At 56.7% G+C, this 15,524-nt stretch carries 13 protein-coding genes and 1 pseudogene; 6 read left to right on the top strand and 8 right to left on the bottom strand.

Annotated elements, in window-relative coordinates; translation table 11 throughout:
• Positions 1 to 26 precede the first annotated feature (26 nt).
• Positions 27 to 278: a hypothetical protein gene (locus tag ACN2TU_RS16670; protein ID WP_435156901.1), complete on the top strand. Its 252-nt coding sequence runs from the start codon at positions 27 to 29 to the stop codon at positions 276 to 278.
• A 6-nt stretch (positions 279 to 284) separates the two neighbouring features.
• On the opposite strand, the gene ACN2TU_RS16675 is transcribed toward ACN2TU_RS16670, so the two are convergent.
• The gene (locus ACN2TU_RS16675; RefSeq protein WP_435156902.1) at positions 285 to 1,400 is read right to left on the bottom strand and encodes a mandelate racemase/muconate lactonizing enzyme family protein; all 1,116 of its coding nucleotides are present in this window, start codon (positions 1,398 to 1,400) and stop codon (positions 285 to 287) included.
• A 124-nt stretch (positions 1,401 to 1,524) separates the two neighbouring features.
• On the opposite strand from ACN2TU_RS16675, the gene ACN2TU_RS16680 reads away from it, so the two are divergent.
• Positions 1,525 to 2,349 carry a PIG-L deacetylase family protein gene (locus tag ACN2TU_RS16680; RefSeq protein ID WP_435156903.1) on the top strand — a complete coding sequence of 275 codons (825 nt, stop codon included), beginning with the start codon at positions 1,525 to 1,527 and terminating at the stop codon, positions 2,347 to 2,349.
• Positions 2,350 to 2,539: 190 nt separating this feature from the next.
• Here ACN2TU_RS16680 and ACN2TU_RS16685 read toward each other — a convergent pair whose 3' ends face one another.
• From ACN2TU_RS16685 to ACN2TU_RS16695, 3 genes are all read right to left on the bottom strand, one after another.
• Positions 2,540 to 3,781, bottom strand: coding sequence for an RNA-guided endonuclease TnpB family protein (locus tag ACN2TU_RS16685; protein ID WP_435156905.1), 1,242 nt, complete (start codon positions 3,779 to 3,781; stop codon positions 2,540 to 2,542).
• 1 nt (position 3,782) lies between these two features.
• Entirely contained in the window at positions 3,783 to 3,935 is a 153-nt protein-coding gene (locus ACN2TU_RS16690) for a DUF2080 family transposase-associated protein (protein WP_435156907.1), read from the bottom strand.
• Between the two features lie 170 nt (positions 3,936 to 4,105).
• Entirely contained in the window at positions 4,106 to 4,246 is a 141-nt protein-coding gene (locus tag ACN2TU_RS16695; RefSeq protein ID WP_435156909.1) for a hypothetical protein, read from the bottom strand.
• A 106-nt stretch (positions 4,247 to 4,352) separates the two neighbouring features.
• On the opposite strand from ACN2TU_RS16695, the gene ACN2TU_RS16700 reads away from it, so the two are divergent.
• Together ACN2TU_RS16700 and ACN2TU_RS16705 are read left to right on the top strand one after the other, a co-directional pair.
• Complete coding sequence (locus tag ACN2TU_RS16700; RefSeq protein ID WP_435156911.1) at positions 4,353 to 5,567, top strand: aminotransferase class V-fold PLP-dependent enzyme; 1,215 nt, start codon at positions 4,353 to 4,355, stop codon at positions 5,565 to 5,567.
• Positions 5,530 to 5,733 carry a hypothetical protein gene (locus tag ACN2TU_RS16705; RefSeq protein ID WP_435156913.1) on the top strand — a complete coding sequence of 68 codons (204 nt, stop codon included), beginning with the start codon at positions 5,530 to 5,532 and terminating at the stop codon, positions 5,731 to 5,733. The genes ACN2TU_RS16700 and ACN2TU_RS16705 overlap by 38 nt, the downstream gene beginning before the upstream one ends.
• A gap of 57 nt (positions 5,734 to 5,790) precedes the next feature.
• On the opposite strand, the pseudogene ACN2TU_RS16710 reads toward ACN2TU_RS16705, so the two are convergent.
• The 3 genes and pseudogenes from ACN2TU_RS16710 to ACN2TU_RS16720 all read right to left on the bottom strand — a co-directional run bounded on the left by ACN2TU_RS16710 (position 5,791) and on the right by ACN2TU_RS16720 (position 8,729).
• A pseudogene (locus tag ACN2TU_RS16710) lies at positions 5,791 to 6,858 on the bottom strand (glucose 1-dehydrogenase).
• Positions 6,859 to 6,865: 7 nt separating this feature from the next.
• Positions 6,866 to 7,255 (bottom strand): Rid family detoxifying hydrolase, encoded by a 390-nt coding sequence (locus tag ACN2TU_RS16715; protein ID WP_435156914.1) that lies wholly within the window; start codon positions 7,253 to 7,255, stop codon positions 6,866 to 6,868.
• A gap of 679 nt (positions 7,256 to 7,934) precedes the next feature.
• Complete coding sequence (locus ACN2TU_RS16720; RefSeq protein WP_435156915.1) at positions 7,935 to 8,729, bottom strand: TrmB family transcriptional regulator; 795 nt, start codon at positions 8,727 to 8,729, stop codon at positions 7,935 to 7,937.
• A gap of 130 nt (positions 8,730 to 8,859) precedes the next feature.
• Between ACN2TU_RS16720 and ACN2TU_RS16725 the strand changes: the two genes are divergently transcribed.
• Positions 8,860 to 11,484 (top strand): efflux RND transporter permease subunit, encoded by a 2,625-nt coding sequence (locus tag ACN2TU_RS16725; protein WP_435156916.1) that lies wholly within the window; start codon positions 8,860 to 8,862, stop codon positions 11,482 to 11,484.
• 562 nt (positions 11,485 to 12,046) lie between these two features.
• Complete coding sequence (gene dacB, locus ACN2TU_RS16730; protein WP_435156917.1) at positions 12,047 to 13,534, top strand: D-alanyl-D-alanine carboxypeptidase/D-alanyl-D-alanine endopeptidase; 1,488 nt, start codon at positions 12,047 to 12,049, stop codon at positions 13,532 to 13,534.
• 730 nt (positions 13,535 to 14,264) lie between these two features.
• On the opposite strand, the gene ACN2TU_RS16735 is transcribed toward dacB, so the two are convergent.
• Entirely contained in the window at positions 14,265 to 15,413 is a 1,149-nt protein-coding gene (locus ACN2TU_RS16735) for an NAD(P)/FAD-dependent oxidoreductase (RefSeq protein WP_435156918.1), read from the bottom strand.
• Positions 15,414 to 15,524 lie beyond the last annotated feature (111 nt).

Genomic DNA, 15,524 nt, shown 5'->3' on the forward strand with positions numbered 1-15,524 from the left:
CTAATTATATAAATTTTGAAAATAGTATGGTTAACGCTAACCACGGTTCCGACGGCGACGCCGATAGCAACGGCTTAACCCGGCGACAATGGCTTGCACTCGGAGGAAGCGCGGCGATGGCTGGACTGGCTGGCTGTCAAGGTGACAACCCGAACGACGAGGACGTCACCATGAGTTCGAATCCGGGAACCAACGACGGGAGTGGCCCAAACGGCTCGCCCGTGACGACGACGCTCAACATGCGTGCGCCGGTCAGCTGGGTCGCCGAAACCGACTAGTTGCTCCTAATCGATCCGGTGCCGTTCGACTTTCGTATCGTCTACCTCGATACCCAATCCCGGCCCGTCCGGGACTGTCAACGCGCCGTCCTCGACCTCGAACGGATCTTCTATAATGTAGTCGTCCCAGCCATAGTAGACGCTGTCCGGCGGCAGATTGATGCCGGGTGTACTCGCGACGGTGTGGAGCATAGCCGCCGTCTTGACGCCGAGGTCGAATCCACAGTGGTGGGACACCGAAACGCCTGCGTTGGCGGCCATGGCGACTTGTTCGCGGACGCGAAGGATGCCACCGGCGGGGACGAGATCCACGACTGCCACGTCGATGGCGTCGGCCTGGAGGAGGTAGCGGAGGTTTCGCGGGAAATACGTATCCTCGTTGACCGCTATCGGTGTCCGCACGCGGTTCCGCAGCGAGGCGTACGTGCCGTAGGTGTCGATGCGCACCGGTTGCTCGAGGTACTGAAGCAGGACGCCCGCTTCTTCGAGGCGGGTAGCGACCCGAACCGCATCCTCGAACGCCCACCCCTGATTGGGGTCGAGACGGAACTCCAACTCGCCGTCTACCTCGTCGTGCATTGCTCGGATTCGCGCGACGTCTTCGCGCCAGTCAGGGCCGGCCTTCGTCTTCAACGTGGTGAACCCGTGTTCGACGGCTCGTCTGGCGTAGGGACGGGACTCCTCGGGCCCGAGGATACCGAGGCAGGTTGCGATCGGTACACTGTCACGGGTCTTGCCCCCGAGAAGCCGGTGGACGGGCTGGCCGACCGTCTTGCCGAACGCGTCCCAGAGCGCTGTTTCGACGGCACCGAGGAATGGCCGCACTTTCACGTACGGGAAGTAGAACGAATCGACGAAGTCGCGTATCTCGCCGACCTCACGGCCGACGAGTTCGGGGGCGATGACGTCGTCTATCACTGCCTTCGTCACCGCGGCGGATTTCATGCCCACGAGCATTTCGCCCCACCCGGTTACGCCGTCGTCGGTGTCGACTCTGACGAGCATGCGTTCGACGGACTCGACTTCGTCGTGGTTGCTCACGTATGGTGCCAGACCGAGGTCGGCTTCGAGTGGCTTGACGGCCATCTCTACCGGGATGGCATCGACGTTCGTAATCGACATACTTGCTTCTCGAAGTCTACCGATAAAATAATTCCTCTCGGATCAGCGACGGACACGTGACAACGCGAGCGCCGCGTTCTGTCGTTCGTAGTATTTATGCGTCTACCGACAGTTCTGACGAACGATGCCAACCGAGACAGTTCGCGTTCTCGTCATCGGTGCTCACCCCGATGACTGCGACCTCAAAGCAGGCGGCGTCGCCTGCAAGTACGCTGACCACGGTCACGAAGTGCTGTTCGTCTCGATGACGAACGGCGAGGCGGGCCACCACGAACTCGCGGGACGAAAGCTGGTCGAGCGCCGCCGCGCGGAGGCCGAGGCGTCGGCAGCCGTCGCTGACGTCACATTCGACGGATTCGACGTTCCCGACGGTCGGCTTCAACCGTCACTCGAAAACCGCGACCGGCTCATCCGACGACTTCGGACGTTCCGACCCGACCTCGTCCTCACCCACCGGCCGAACGATTACCACCCGGATCACCGGTATACCGCCCAAATCGTGCGCGACGCCGCTTATCTGGTCACGGTGCCGAACGTCTGCCCGACGACCGCCGCGCTCGACGAAAACCCCGTTTTTGCGTACCTGAGCGATACGTTCGACCGACCCTATCCCTTCTCACCGGATGTAGTGGTGGACATCGACGACGCCGCCGAACGCAAGTTCGAGATGCTCGACTGCCACAAGTCCCAGATGTACGAGTGGCTGCCGTACGTCGAAGGGATGCTTGACGACGTGCCCGACGACCCCGATATGCGATTCGAGTGGCTCCGAGACTGTGGCTTACCGCACGTCGAAGCAATCGAAGCCGTGTCGGATCGCTTCCGGGACGCCCTGGTCGAGCGATGCGGCGACGCGGGAGCGGCGGTTCGCTACGCGGAAGCGTTCGAGGTGAGCGAGTACGGCCGACCGCTCACCGACGAGGCGGCCGAGCGATTGTTTCCGTTTTGACTGGATCGGCCACCGGAGCCGGTAATCCCCATATTCATACCGTGAGCGTCCGATTCGACGGACGATGACGTCCGTTCTCCTTGCTGGCGAGTCGTGGGTGACGGTACAGTTCGAATTGACCTCCCCCCGCGCCTAAAGACGCGGGAATCCCACCATGGGATTTCAGGCCGTCCGAGACGACCCTCAGGTTTCAAGACGCATACGTTCCACGCGTCACTTGCTGGGTGTCAGCATCGACGTGGCTGTCTTGCGGAGCGGTCAAGCGCTCCCCATCCTCGGCCGAGTCATCGCCGTCCGTGTGTTCTCTTGAACGGCTCTCTCTGCCGAGGTAGCGGTCTGCAATATTGAGCGCGGCGTTGACGTCTGCTTGGTACTCTCCGACCCAACACTCGTCGGTCGTACACTTGAACATCGCCTGACGTGGGCGGTAGCCAACCTCGTAACATACGTGGCACTCCTTCGACGTATTTCGAGGATTCACCGTCTCGACACGAATCCCTTTCTCGGCGGCCTTGTAGCAGAGTTGGGAGTGGATCTTCGCAAAGCTCCACCCGTGCAACCGCCGATTCATGAACGCACCGTAGTCCATGCTCTCTCGAATGTACGTTAAGTTTTCAAGAACCAGGACGGGATTCTCGAATTGATCGGCATAATTGACAGCCTCCGACGTGACTGTGTGGATGATATCGTCGATCTGTCGCCAGAGTGTGTCGCCGTAAGACTCCGCGATGCGTTCGCTTCCGCGTTGCTGAAGACGGCGGGTCGCCGTGAAATACGTCTCTCGAAGTTGTCGAACCGCCTTGCCTTCGTCGTTCCAAAGGTTGGGTGCAGTCGGGGAACCGCGCTCGTCACGGTGACACACCGTTACCAAAGAGGCTTCCCCGATATCTACCCCAATCGGCGTTTCGTTTGCCGAACTGAATTCTGATTGTTCTTCGATTTCCCGCGTCGCAGTGATGTGGAAGTACCACTCGCCGTCACGGTCAAACAATCGACACTCGCCCATCGACGCGTCGCCTGCGTACAACGCTTCAAGCCAGTCCTGCTGTTTGGGATTCGGTTGTGCGGGCAACCAGAGGTGGTAGTCGTCATGGTGCGGAATTTTGATGTACCACTCGATGGTGTTCTGCGGTCTGTGGTCGAGTTTCGGACCTTCGTTCGTGAACCGGACAGGGTGATCGTCTTTCAGCTCCTTGGCGTCGTAGCTACCGCCACAGAGTTGTGGAACGTATTTTTTGAGGGCGTTTTTCGCGTAACCACTCAGATCGTAGTTGACCACCACGTCGTTTGTCGCCGACTGTGTGGTACAATTCGCGTCGAACGCGGCTTTGAGTGCCTGTTGGTACGCATGTTTCGTCTCACAGAGTTTGCGCTGCTTGTGAGTATTCGGGTTCACAAGTTTGAGCTCCAGCGTCTCTGTGAGTTCGGTCATGTTATTCGTCTTGTTCTGTCGGTTCTGAAGTGCGGACGACTTTCACATCCGCCCCACGCCACCGCTTTGGAACGGTAACGTGGGCGCTATTCCCAAAGGGTTTGACTTCCCCATCAAGGACTTCCTCGCCCTCGATCTCAAAGCGATTCACCATACAATGGATATCTATTGAATATACTTGGTATTATCGGTTGGAAATCCAGCCGTGTACGGTACCGAAGAATGGACGAACTATGCCTATCGCTCGACCTCCGCCTGAAGACGGAGGTATGCGCTTGTATTGATATCAACGCCTGTGCAGACTGTGCTCCCTGCGTTCGCTCGTCATTCGGGACGGGTGGATGCAAAGCACGTCATCGAAGCAGGAAGCCCCGCGGCTTGACCGCGGGGTACGTCCACGTCCGTCGTCGCGTGTTCTGGGTCCTGTACGCCGAAGTAGCTCGTACCGGCTTCGATGCCGGGCATTTCCGTGACGTGATATCGATGCTCATCCGAAACGTATGAACGTACCGGTGACCGCGACTGGACGGACGTCGAATCTATTTTGGTTCCGGGCTACGCGGGAGTTCATATGCAACCAGAGCAGACCATCTACGAGGAATTAGGCGTCCCACATGTAATCAACGCGACCGGGACGAAGACTCGAATCGGCGGGAGCCGAATCCGACCGCAGGCCGTCGATGCGATGTCCCGTGCGTCGGAGGCATTCGTCCGTCTCTCAGATCTACAGGCCAGAGCCAGCGAACTGATAACGGACGTGACTGGCGCGGACGCGGGCTACGTTGCGTCCGGCGCGTCGAGTGCGCTCGCGCTCGGCGCGGCCGCCTGCATCGCGGGCGACGATCTCGGGGCGATGGCGCGCCTCCCCGACACCGACGGCGTCGCCGACAAAATCGTCATGCCGCGAACCCACCGAACGGGCTACGACCACGCGCTCCGAGCGGTCGGGGCGACTATCGTGGACGTGGGAACCAACGACAAGCACCTCGGCACCGGCTCGCGAAACGTCGAACCGTGGGAGATCGAAGCCGCTATCGGCGAGGACACCGCGGCGGTCGCCTATGTAGAGAAATCCTATACAAACCCGCCGCTCGACGTCGTGTGCGACATCGCTCACGACCACGGCGTTCCGGTCGTCGTGGACGCCGCAGCCGAACTTCCTCCGGTGAGCAACCTCGCTGCGTTCGTGGAAATGGGTGCAGACCTCGTTGCGTTCAGCGGGGGCAAAGCCATCCGTGGCCCGCAGACGACCGGCATCCTCGCCGGACGCGAGGATCTCGTCGCGTCGGCCGCCGCCCAGCATCTCGACATGCACGCCGCAGAACAGGTGTGGGAACCCCCGCGCGAACTCGTGAACCCCGACCGACTCGGCGGCGTCCCACGACAGGGAATTGGCCGCGCGATGAAAGTCGGCAAGGAGGAACTCGCCGGTCTGATTCGCGCGCTCGAACTGTTCGTCGAGGAAGACCACGAGGCGCTCGCCGCGGAGTGGCTCGAACGTGCCGAAGCCATCGCCGCCGACCTCGACGCAGTCGCTGGATTTGAAACGTCTATCACGGCCGACGACAAGGTTGCCGTTGCCCCGGAAGTCGTCGTCTCGGTGGACGCAGACCTCGCTGGCGTCTCGGCGACCGACGTCGTCGGGGGACTTCGCCGCGAGGAACCCCGCGTGTTCGTCGGCGCGGACGCGCTTCCGGCGGGCGAATTCACCGTCAACCCGATGTGTCTCACCGACGACGAGGCCGACTATGCCGTCGAGCGCATCGTCGCGCAGGCAGAAGGGTGACGCGAGTAGGCAGGCATCATCGGACGTTCGAACCGGAGCGTCGATAGCTGCAGTGTTTGTCAGCATTATTGCGGGGGCACTCGAATTGGGCGAACGCTCCGAGTACGAACGGGAGTTCTACTTGAAGGCGATTCTGAAAATGGCCGTACGAGCCGATACGCCGTAGCGACCTCGGTGCGTAGTTGGCGCGTTTCCAGCGAACCCCGCGACCCGGCGAGCGACGCTACAGCGAGTCGAACTCGACGACGGTCTTGATACCGTCGTCGCCGGTCACGAACGCCCGCTCGGCCTCGTCCGGGGCGTAGACGTCCGTGATGAGCTCGTCGGTGAACCAGTCGGGGAACGAAGACAGGGTTTCTCTGGCCGCCTCGTACTGACGGACGTTCGAGTTGACGCTACCCAGCAGCGCCTTGTTTTGCAACACCATCTCCCGGTGGATGCGGCCGCCGTCTAGCTCGACGGTGCCGTCCGAGGGGATGCCAAGGAGCGCCCCGACGCCGTTCGGTGCGAGCGCGAGGACGGTCTCGAAGGCGTGCGGCGCGTGACCGGTCGCCTCGTAGACGAAGTCCATCGGCTCGTGAGTCTCCGAAACCGCCGTGAGGGGAGTCTCCCGAGAATCTACGTAGGTCGCGCCGAGGCGTTCGATGATGTCGATGGTCGGATCGGGACGGTCGCGCCGTCCCAGGCAGTAGCAACGCTTGAAGTCGTCGCTCCCAATGAGCATCGAAAGGGTCAGTAGACCCAGTGGTCCGTTGCCAAGCACGAGCGCCGACTCGGGGTCCAATCAGAACGCCGACCGGCTAGCGTAGGCGTGCTGGATGGCTTTTTCGGTGTTGCTGATCGGTTCGACGAGGAACCCGTGGGTTGCGAAGTCGTCGGGGACGCCGACGAGGAACCGCTCGTGGCTGGTGAAGTAGTCGGCCATGTATCCGTGCGCGCCGACGATTCCGCGTTCGAGATACGCACCGTCGGGAGCCATGTCGGGCTCGCCGCGCTCGAAGAACGCGTTTTCCGCTCCCGATGGCCGTCGAACCGTCGGGACGACGAGGTCGCCAGCCTCGAATCGCGTCCCGTTCGATTCTTCGACGATTCCTACCGCTTCGTGACCGAGGATTTGGTGGTTCGAATCGTCGGGAAATCCACCGTGGTTCCCGCCGACGACTTCGTGATCGGTGCCATCGATGCCGACTCGAAGCGTTCGAACCAATGCTTCATCGGACGCTGGGGTCGGTTTCGGCACGTCGATGACCCGTGGTTTCGACTCGCCACGTCGAACCGCGACAGCTCTCATCGCCCCGTCACTCCTCCGTCCCTCGGACGCTAGCGACGACTTCTATCTCGACGCCGATATCGATGGGTAGGTCTTCGACCTGCACTGCACTTCGGGCGGGATACGGCGACGATACGTAGTCGGCGTACACCTCGTTGATTGCGTCGTAATCATCTATGTCTTGGACGAAGACGGTCGCTTTCACTACGTCGTCGAGCGAGCGGCCCGCGGCTGCCAGAACCGCATCGACGTTTTCGAGTGTTCGTGCAGTTTGTTCTTCGATGGTGTCGCCAACGATTTCGCCGGATTTGGGGTCGACCGGACCTTGCCCTGAGACGTAGATGCGGTTCCCGTCGCGGATACCTTGCGAGAACGGGCCGATACTTGGCGGTGCGGCGTCGGTGCTAATCTCTTTCATTGGTTTCCTCCGATCGAGTGTAGCGAGTCAGCATCGTCGTTCGCTCACTTTCAACTCGGAGGGTGAACGACGGACGATTCGCTGCAGCGGCTACGTGTGGTGTGCGTACTGTCATCAGGCGTGTAATCAGCCCACGGTATTATAAAACCAACCCTCCCCCCGCCGAAACTGGGTGTCGTCAAACCGATCAACGCGGCAACTGACGGCTTCTTACGCCCCTCATCGGACTCCGGACGGGGGTCAATACTCTCATGAGAATTTTGTTCTCTCTGACGGTTTTCAACACACCCTGACTCTCCAAAGCCGGCCGTATTTTCAACTCATAGAATTTCGGAGGATGGTACTGCTGTGTGTTTTTCTAAGTCGTAATAATTGTACGTCGATAGGGACAACTGCTATCTCGCGTGCAATATAGTATTTGGATGCAACAGTTCTCTTTCTTTGAGATCCTAAGCAACTCGCTCCATACTATAAATATCAAATATTTATTTATTTTAATTTAATTACGGATAAATTAGTTATTTAGATCAATTTGCTCAACCCTGATTAACCAGACACGACTTCAAACCATTGAAAATCATCTAACCTCGTTGATCTCGTCCGATTTCAATTGTTTATCTTGTTTGATATTCACCATACATAAAATTTTTACATGTCAAAAATTCTAATATCTAATTTATCAAATTTTTCCCATTTCACTCGAATCAGATGGATAGTTGTCAAGTCCGGATTCCATTCCCGCATGGATGAATCGCGTGAGAATGTGACCGATGCTGGTACCAGCCGTCCAGAGCGCGACTTCATCGAACGGTTCGGGGTGATCGTCCTCGGTGGGTACCGATAGTAGTACGGTTGCGTCGTCAACAAGGAGCGTTCGCCCGGTGAACCCACCATGATGTGTCTCAGGTACCACGATTACATTAACCGGGGTATTCTCGAAGTGTTCCTGTACTGCCCGATCGCGGGTAACAATCATCACCAGAACCCCCGAAGTGGCCCGGTTAGAAAGCACGCCGATGATGTCGTCAGTCAGTAACTCGCCGGTTGCACCGACCAACACTGCTTGTTCGTTGGCGCTCGCGATGAGGTCGATCATCCGCTCACGAATCGGTTGGTGGCCTCGCAACGTCGAAACCGTTTCTTCATCGGCATACGAGGCTTGTTCATTCTCGATAGCTTCGAGATTTTCGAATGCCCGTTCCTGCTCGTGTTCGATACGGGCGGATAGTTGCTCACGGGCCGCTGAAAGACTCACTGACCGGAATGCCTTCGGTGAGGACTCGACGACCTCAAGCAGACCACGGTTGGCGAGGTCATCGGCCGCGCCATACACCTGTGATCGGGGGACGTTTGACACTTCACTCACGTCTTGTGCTGTCCCGGTACCCAGTTGCTGGAGGGCGACGAACACCTGGGACTCGTAGCTTGACAATCCGAGTTTCTGCAATGCCCTGACGGCTTCATGTGCGCCCATCTCCAGTTTCTTCCTCGGCTCGCAGACTGTAAGTGGTTTTCTGTCTATCATCGCACTGCTTCAATAGGGGGTGTAGTTGTTGTACGATTCTACAAACAGTTAAGTCATCACCCTCATTGGTCACCAGTACATGACTTCCGGACTCGCACAACGATACGCGAACCTATTGATTCGGTATAGTCGTCCTGTCCTCCTCGTGTTGCTCCTGCTAACCGTCCTGATTGGAAGTGGTGCAGGCAATATCGAATCGGGACTGACAATCGCGAGTTTCGGTAGCGATTCGACGGAAGCACAGAAACTCGATTACGTCCAGCAGAACTTTTCGACCGGTCAGGAAAACACCACTGCGATGCAGGTTGTCGTTCGGGGTGACAACGTTCTTTCAAAAGAGTCGCTACTCGAGACACTGCGATTACAACGTACACTCCGCGAGAACGAGACGGTAAACGCCACGCTCGCGGACGGGCAGGCGACTGTCGGCATCGCAAATCAGATAGCTATCGCCGCCATCCAACAGGAATCCCAAAACAACGCTCGACCATCCGAAAATACGACCGGAAATGCGAGTGCCACCGATATTCGAAGTGGGGCCACTGGTTCTCCACAACGCTTGCCCACGCTCGACGAGCAGATCAAACAGATGGAGTCGATGACGACTGCTGAAGTCGAGTCAGTGACTGAAAGAGTGCTTGACCCTTCGCGTGCCCGGTCGGGAACGGTAAACCCCTATACGTTACTGTCGACGGATTACGACGCAGGCAGTACAACGGCGACGGCGCGCGTGCTGTTTGTCTTCCAGCACGTCGAAGCAGCTGGTGATACCCTTCCTCAGGATGTGGTTCAGGGTCAGCTCGCTACTCGTGAGATTGCTCAGCAGGAGGTGAGCGACGACACGTTCGTGTTCGGTGCTGGCATTGTCGATGAAGAGTCCGGACAGGCAACTGGTGAAAGCTTCGCTATCATTTCTCCGATCGCACTTGCGTTCATTCTCCTCGTGCTCATCATTGCATATCGTGATATCTTCGATATCGTACTTGCACTCGTCGGCGTCGTGCTCGTACTCGTTTGGATGGGCGGATTCATGGGGTGGGCCGGTATTGGCGTCACACAGATAATCATTGCCGTACCGTTCTTGCTCATCGGACTTTCCATCGACTATGCACTGCACGTCGTAATGCGCTACCGAGAAGCCAGAAAAGAGGATATCGAGCGAACACCCCGAGAAGGAATGCGTGTCAGTCTTGCTGGCGTAACGGTCGCACTCGCAGCAACAACGTTCACCACGGCCGTCGGCTTCCTCTCAAACACTGTCAGTCCGATCACTTCCATTGCGGAGTTCGGCCTCGTAAGCGCTGCCGGCATCGTCGCTGCGTTCATCGTGTTCGCTGCACTCCTCCCCACAATCAAGATTGAACTTGAATCATTGCTTGAGCGAGTAGGACGTAACCGTCGCAAGCGTGCGTTCGGAACCAGCGGTGTCGCCAACAGGATTGTCGGCGCTGGAACGACAATCGCGCGTCGTATTCCAGTTGCTATCGTCGTTGTGGCATTGCTCTTGAGTGCTGGTGGTGGTTACGCTGCGACGGACATCGACACATCCCTCAATCAAGTGGATTTCCTGCCACGTGATTCGCCCCAGTGGATGGATTCGCTTCCGGAGCCATTCGCTCCGAGCGACTATTCGCTCCGGGAAAACGTTATCTTCCTCAACGAAAATTTTGTGCAGTCACGTGATCGGTCAACGGCCGAGATACTGATTGAAGGTCCAGTGACGAATCCACGGGCGCTGGATCGACTTGCTGCCGCACACGAGCAAGTGAGTAGCAGCAAGACGGCCGTTTCGTTGGCGAATGGTGAACCGAGCGTGGAGAGTCCACTCTCGGTCATCAATCAGACGGCTGCGACCAACGAAACCGTCGCTGCTACCGTCGAACGCAACGACGCAGACGGTGACGGAATTCCCGACCAGAATCTGAAGACAGTATACGATGCAGTGTACGACGCCGAACCGGATCGAGCGATGGCCGTCTTCCATCGAACTAACGGCGAGTATCGGGCGCTCCGAATGAGCGTCGGCATCAAAGGCGGTGCCGATACAGGCGTCATCACGAGCGAAATGCGGACGATCGCTGCGACCATCGAGCGAAATACGCCTCTGGAATCAACTGCAACCGGTCAACCAATCATCACGGAACTCGTCCAGAAAAATCTGCTGACAACGCTCGTCGAGACGTTCCTCATCACTCTCGGCGTCATTCTCGTGTTCCTTACCGGCATCTTTTATCGACGGTACGGTACCCTCTCACTCGGAGCTGTGACGATGCTTCCTGTCGTCTTCGCACTATCGTGGATTCTGGGGACGATGTATCTTCTTTCGATACCGTTCAACAGCGAAACTGCGATTATCGCGAGTATCGCCATCGGTATCGGTGTTGACTATGCGATCCATATTAGCGAACGGTTCATCGAAGAACGCCAGCGGACAAACGACGCATTTGCGGCGCTTGACTCGACCGTCGCTGGAACCGGAGGCGCACTGCTTGCGAGTGCTGTCAGTACCGCTGGCGGGTTCGCTGTCCTCCTGTTCGCGCTTGTCCCATCGCTTCAACGATTCGGACTGGTTACCAGTACTGCTATCGTTTATGCGTTCGTCGCAAGTGTCGTAGTTCTCCCCAGCCTCCTCGTCCTCTGGGATCGTCACCTGTCGGATGACACGTCCACTACCGAGGAAGCTGTGAGATCTACCACAGACTGACACCAAACAATCTGTCAGTGAGCTTTTCGGGAGTCATTCCCTGAGTGCATTTCGAAGGAAAGACCCATCGATGGAACCGTCTCGCATATTCTCTTTGCTGCCTTGCTGAAATATTGGTCCGATTTATAGGTTTGCAGGCGCTAAAACCCCGTTCTTGCGGGCAGGGATACAGCGCAATCTTCATCTATTCAAACTCCATTTTCGAAATTTTTAGACGCCCTAAGTGCATATTTATTGGCGTCGATTCGATGGTACCCTATCGGATTCTGACAGTCCGAAAACTGGCAGTTGACTCGGTGTTTGCCGCATCAAAAAGTAAGCCCACGGACGGCGGAACCGACATAAAATAATCACGTAACTCCAAGTCTCGTCTGTATCCCGGACGCGATAGGAGTACCGGTACCGTGGCAGTGCCAGCACCTCGTCGGGGTGCGAACCCTAAACATCCCACCGAACCGCCCCTTGGTGGGTGTAGGAGGCCCGCGTCTTTCGGCGTGGGAGGATGTCACCTAGCATGAATGGGCGCTATTACTTATTCCCTAATAATAAATTTATTATCGAAATGAAGGATAAAATCTGGGGTGCGGACAGACGAACGTTTCTCGGAGCAACAGGTCTGATCGGTGTCGGGGCAGCATTTGGCGACACCGCCACAGCAACCCAAACCGACGATGAATCCGACGAATCGAATTCCGAACTGACGACTATCGAGACCCTACTTGCGAAAGCGGATGAAAAATTCCCCGGCGGAATCGTCTCGGTATACGCGAAAGAGCTCGGAACAGACGGTGACGTACTGGCGAGTCATGAAGCTGACAAAGTCGTCAAACCTGCCTCGAACGCAAAGCTCCTTTCGGCTGCACTCGCACTCGAACATCTCGGATCGGACGCGCGTACCGAAACGACTGTTTTCGGGGATGGTTCTACGGCTGGCACACAACTTCACGGTGATATTGTACTTCGCGGAACCGGCGACGTCCTGGCGAAATCGCAGCTCGAAACGTTGGCGAAGCAGGTCTCCGAACAGGGAATAAAGACTGTCCATGGTGATGTCGTCGCCGACATCACCGAATTTGAGACGTCCGGCTACGGCCCGGTATTCTCGGTTCGCGGTCCTGGGTATCCGGAAGGATGGACGTGGGAGGATCCACAATACTCGTATGGTGCACCGAGTTCAACGCTCGCCCTTAACTGGAATAAGGTAGCTCTCACCGCTGAGCGTTCCAACGGGGCTATCAATCTCACAGTCGAACCACGCTCGAAATTTGTATCCGTCGAGTCATACCTTTCGAAAGCGCCTGCAGAAGCAGACGGTTACTTCTACACCTACCTCGACCGAGTTACGAACACCATCTACGCGATCGGCGAACTCCCACCGGGCTACAAGGAGACCGAATTAGCCCCGGTGATGCGTCCGGATGAGCACTGTGCCGCGGTGTTCGTAGACGCTCTCGAACGGGAAGGTATCACCGTCAAAGGTGGTGTAGCGCTGCGGACGGAACGCAAAGAGACGACACCGGCGTTCGAACTCGGTCTCGAATCAGAACCACTACACGAGGTGCTCGACCCGATGCTAACGTACTCGAACAATGTCGATGCCGACCAGTTGGCGCTCAGGACGGCACACCGTGCACTCGGTGAGGGGTCGTTCGATGCGTGGACGGACTTGGCCGACGGGTACTTCGCCAGTTTGGGAGCCGACGCCACCGTCTTTCGAGACGGATCTGGACTCTCACAATTCAACCTCGTTTCCGCACGCAATGTCGTCTCCCTGCTGGAATGGGCACAAAAGAAGCCATGGTCCGACACGTTCTTCGAGTCACTGCCAACACCCGGTGAAGGCACGCTCACGTACCGGTTGGAAGACGTAAACGTCCCCGTCCAAGCAAAAACCGGGACAGTTCGTGGGACGCGTGCACTCTCCGGTGCTATCCGCCGCTCAACGAAACCGGATATTTTGTTTTCGATTCTCATGTCGAACGTAACGGTCGGACTCGGGGACGCACGCGATTATCAAGACTATTTAGTCGCTGCGCTCGCGAAAAGCTGATAGATGGCTTCATAGTCGTCTGTTTTCCACGACTCCGGATACGTGATTACACCACGAGGTCTCACGTAGCACCTCCCAACCATGTTTTTAGACGTGACGAGATGGGCAAGGCGCTTGTCGGGCTGCTGTGGGTGTCATATCGGATGCAGCCCGACACAGAGTTAAAACCGGACGGGAGTATAGATACTGTGTATTTTGTCCAAAAGGTTCGAGGTTGATTGTTCATGGTGATCCCACTTAGTCAGTATTATCAAATTTCATTTTATCACTATATTACTACAGGAAGGGTAGCAAGATGACTCACCGAAAGAAACGAACGGGGGTGGAATCGAACCACCGGGGCCACTTCGTGGCCGCCATCGACGACACGAGTCGGAGCGTCGATGGTGCTTCTACCAACAAGCAACCCGTTCTCACGTCTCGGAGTTTCCCCACCGGAACGCATTATGGCCGCGCTGGGAATGACGGCACAGCCACACTGCGAGAGTAGGACGCCAGAGACGGCGTGTGTTGGACTCGAACGTCGCGGGGTCAGGGCAACAGCGGACTCCCATCGCCGTCCGCATTCCATTCAATGGCCGCGATGAATATTGTTATGCGGTGCCTACTGTTAGAAACCGGACGAAAACAGGAGGTGCAATTTGCCGGATGGAGTAGCGTCAGATAATCCATTCAAAACGACAGTTCTTTGGTCATGGTTGTCACCTAATATATACTTGGGTCTTTATTTTCACGCAACATTTTGTTCGATGAGCTCGTTATCGCTCTCAAATCGACGACTTGACAACGGGTCGATATTGACGAGGGAGGGTCTGTCATCGATACAAAGTTCGGCGACCAATTTCCCAGTCGCGGGCGCATGTTGGAAACCATGACCTGAAAAACCCGCAGCAGTGATGAATCCCGGGATGGTCTCTTCAATGATGGGATGGTGATCCGGCGTTACAGCGTACAGTCCCGCCCATCCTCTCCTGATACGCGAGTCGCCGTCAAAGTACGCTGTATAGTTCGCTGCGTGTTCGACGGCTGTGGCCGCCCATTCAAGGGACATTGAGTCTGAATACGTCTCTGGATCGACATCAGCATCCTCGTCACTGAAATGACCGCCGACGATCGCTGCTCCATCTCGTTCCGGGCGAAAGTACGACCCTGTATCGAGGTCAATGGTTAATGGATGATCTTCCGGAAGTGGCTGTGTCGGATCGACGATCGCTATCTGTCTCCGTCGCGGGTATATTGGTAGATCGATTCCCGCCATCGCGGCGAGGTTCCCCGCCCATGCACCAGCGGTGTTAACGACGTAATCCGCATCAACTTTCCCAACATCCGTTTCAACACCCGTGACGTTCGAACCATCGGTAATAATATTGCGAACCGCAGTTTTCGTCTGAATATCGACACCGAGTTCCCTCGCTTTTTCGGCATACCCCTGCACAGCAAGGTTCGGGTCGGCATATCCATCCGTAGCGTTGTAGGTCGCGGCGAGAAAACGGTTTGAACGAAGTCCAGGACAATAATCTACTGCCTCCGATGGTGAGAGATACTTTGTCTCAACACCGAGATCATTCTGCATCGTTACGTTCTCACGGAATTTTTGTGCTGTCTTTTCATCACGTGCGAGAAAGAGATAGCCGGATTTGCGATGCGCGATGTCAACTCCAAATTCCTCGTCGAAAGTATTCCACACCTCTTGACTTGCTAGTGACAGCCGAACATTGGTTTCAGTTGAGAATTGCATTCTGATACCGCCCGCAGAGCGCGCAGTGCTTTCCATCCCGAGCGAACCTTTTTCACAAAGAGTTACGTTTGCGCCTGCTCGTGCAAGGTAGTATGCCGAGGATAGACCGATAATTCCGCCTCCGACTACGACAACGTCCATATTGTCTTACATTGTATCTCGAAACGAGATAAGTCTACTGTGAACAACTAGCAGAGTGAATTCTTACAAGTCAGTCAAAGCATGCGCCGTATGAAATATGTCTTAATTTTC

The sequence above is a fragment of the Haladaptatus marinus genome (assembly GCF_051194195.1).

Bases quoted from the DNA above. Each gene is read 5' to 3' on its own strand.
- dacB (WP_435156917.1), top strand. From the start codon at position 12,047: ATGAAGGATAAAATCTGGGGTGCGGACAGACGAACGTTTCTCGGAGCA.
- ACN2TU_RS16695 (WP_435156909.1), bottom strand. From the start codon at position 4,246: ATGCCCGGCATCGAAGCCGGTACGAGCTACTTCGGCGTACAGGACCCA.
- ACN2TU_RS16715 (WP_435156914.1), bottom strand. From the start codon at position 7,255: ATGAAAGAGATTAGCACCGACGCCGCACCGCCAAGTATCGGCCCGTTC.
- ACN2TU_RS16675 (WP_435156902.1), bottom strand. From the start codon at position 1,400: ATGTCGATTACGAACGTCGATGCCATCCCGGTAGAGATGGCCGTCAAG.
- ACN2TU_RS16725 (WP_435156916.1), top strand. From the start codon at position 8,860: ATGACTTCCGGACTCGCACAACGATACGCGAACCTATTGATTCGGTAT.
- ACN2TU_RS16705 (WP_435156913.1), top strand. From the start codon at position 5,530: ATGCCGTCGAGCGCATCGTCGCGCAGGCAGAAGGGTGACGCGAGTAGG.
- ACN2TU_RS16685 (WP_435156905.1), bottom strand. From the start codon at position 3,781: ATGACCGAACTCACAGAGACGCTGGAGCTCAAACTTGTGAACCCGAAT.
- ACN2TU_RS16680 (WP_435156903.1), top strand. From the start codon at position 1,525: ATGCCAACCGAGACAGTTCGCGTTCTCGTCATCGGTGCTCACCCCGAT.
- ACN2TU_RS16700 (WP_435156911.1), top strand. From the start codon at position 4,353: ATGCAACCAGAGCAGACCATCTACGAGGAATTAGGCGTCCCACATGTA.
- ACN2TU_RS16720 (WP_435156915.1), bottom strand. From the start codon at position 8,729: ATGGGCGCACATGAAGCCGTCAGGGCATTGCAGAAACTCGGATTGTCA.
- ACN2TU_RS16670 (WP_435156901.1), top strand. From the start codon at position 27: ATGGTTAACGCTAACCACGGTTCCGACGGCGACGCCGATAGCAACGGC.
- ACN2TU_RS16690 (WP_435156907.1), bottom strand. From the start codon at position 3,935: ATGGTGAATCGCTTTGAGATCGAGGGCGAGGAAGTCCTTGATGGGGAA.
- ACN2TU_RS16735 (WP_435156918.1), bottom strand. From the start codon at position 15,413: ATGGACGTTGTCGTAGTCGGAGGCGGAATTATCGGTCTATCCTCGGCA.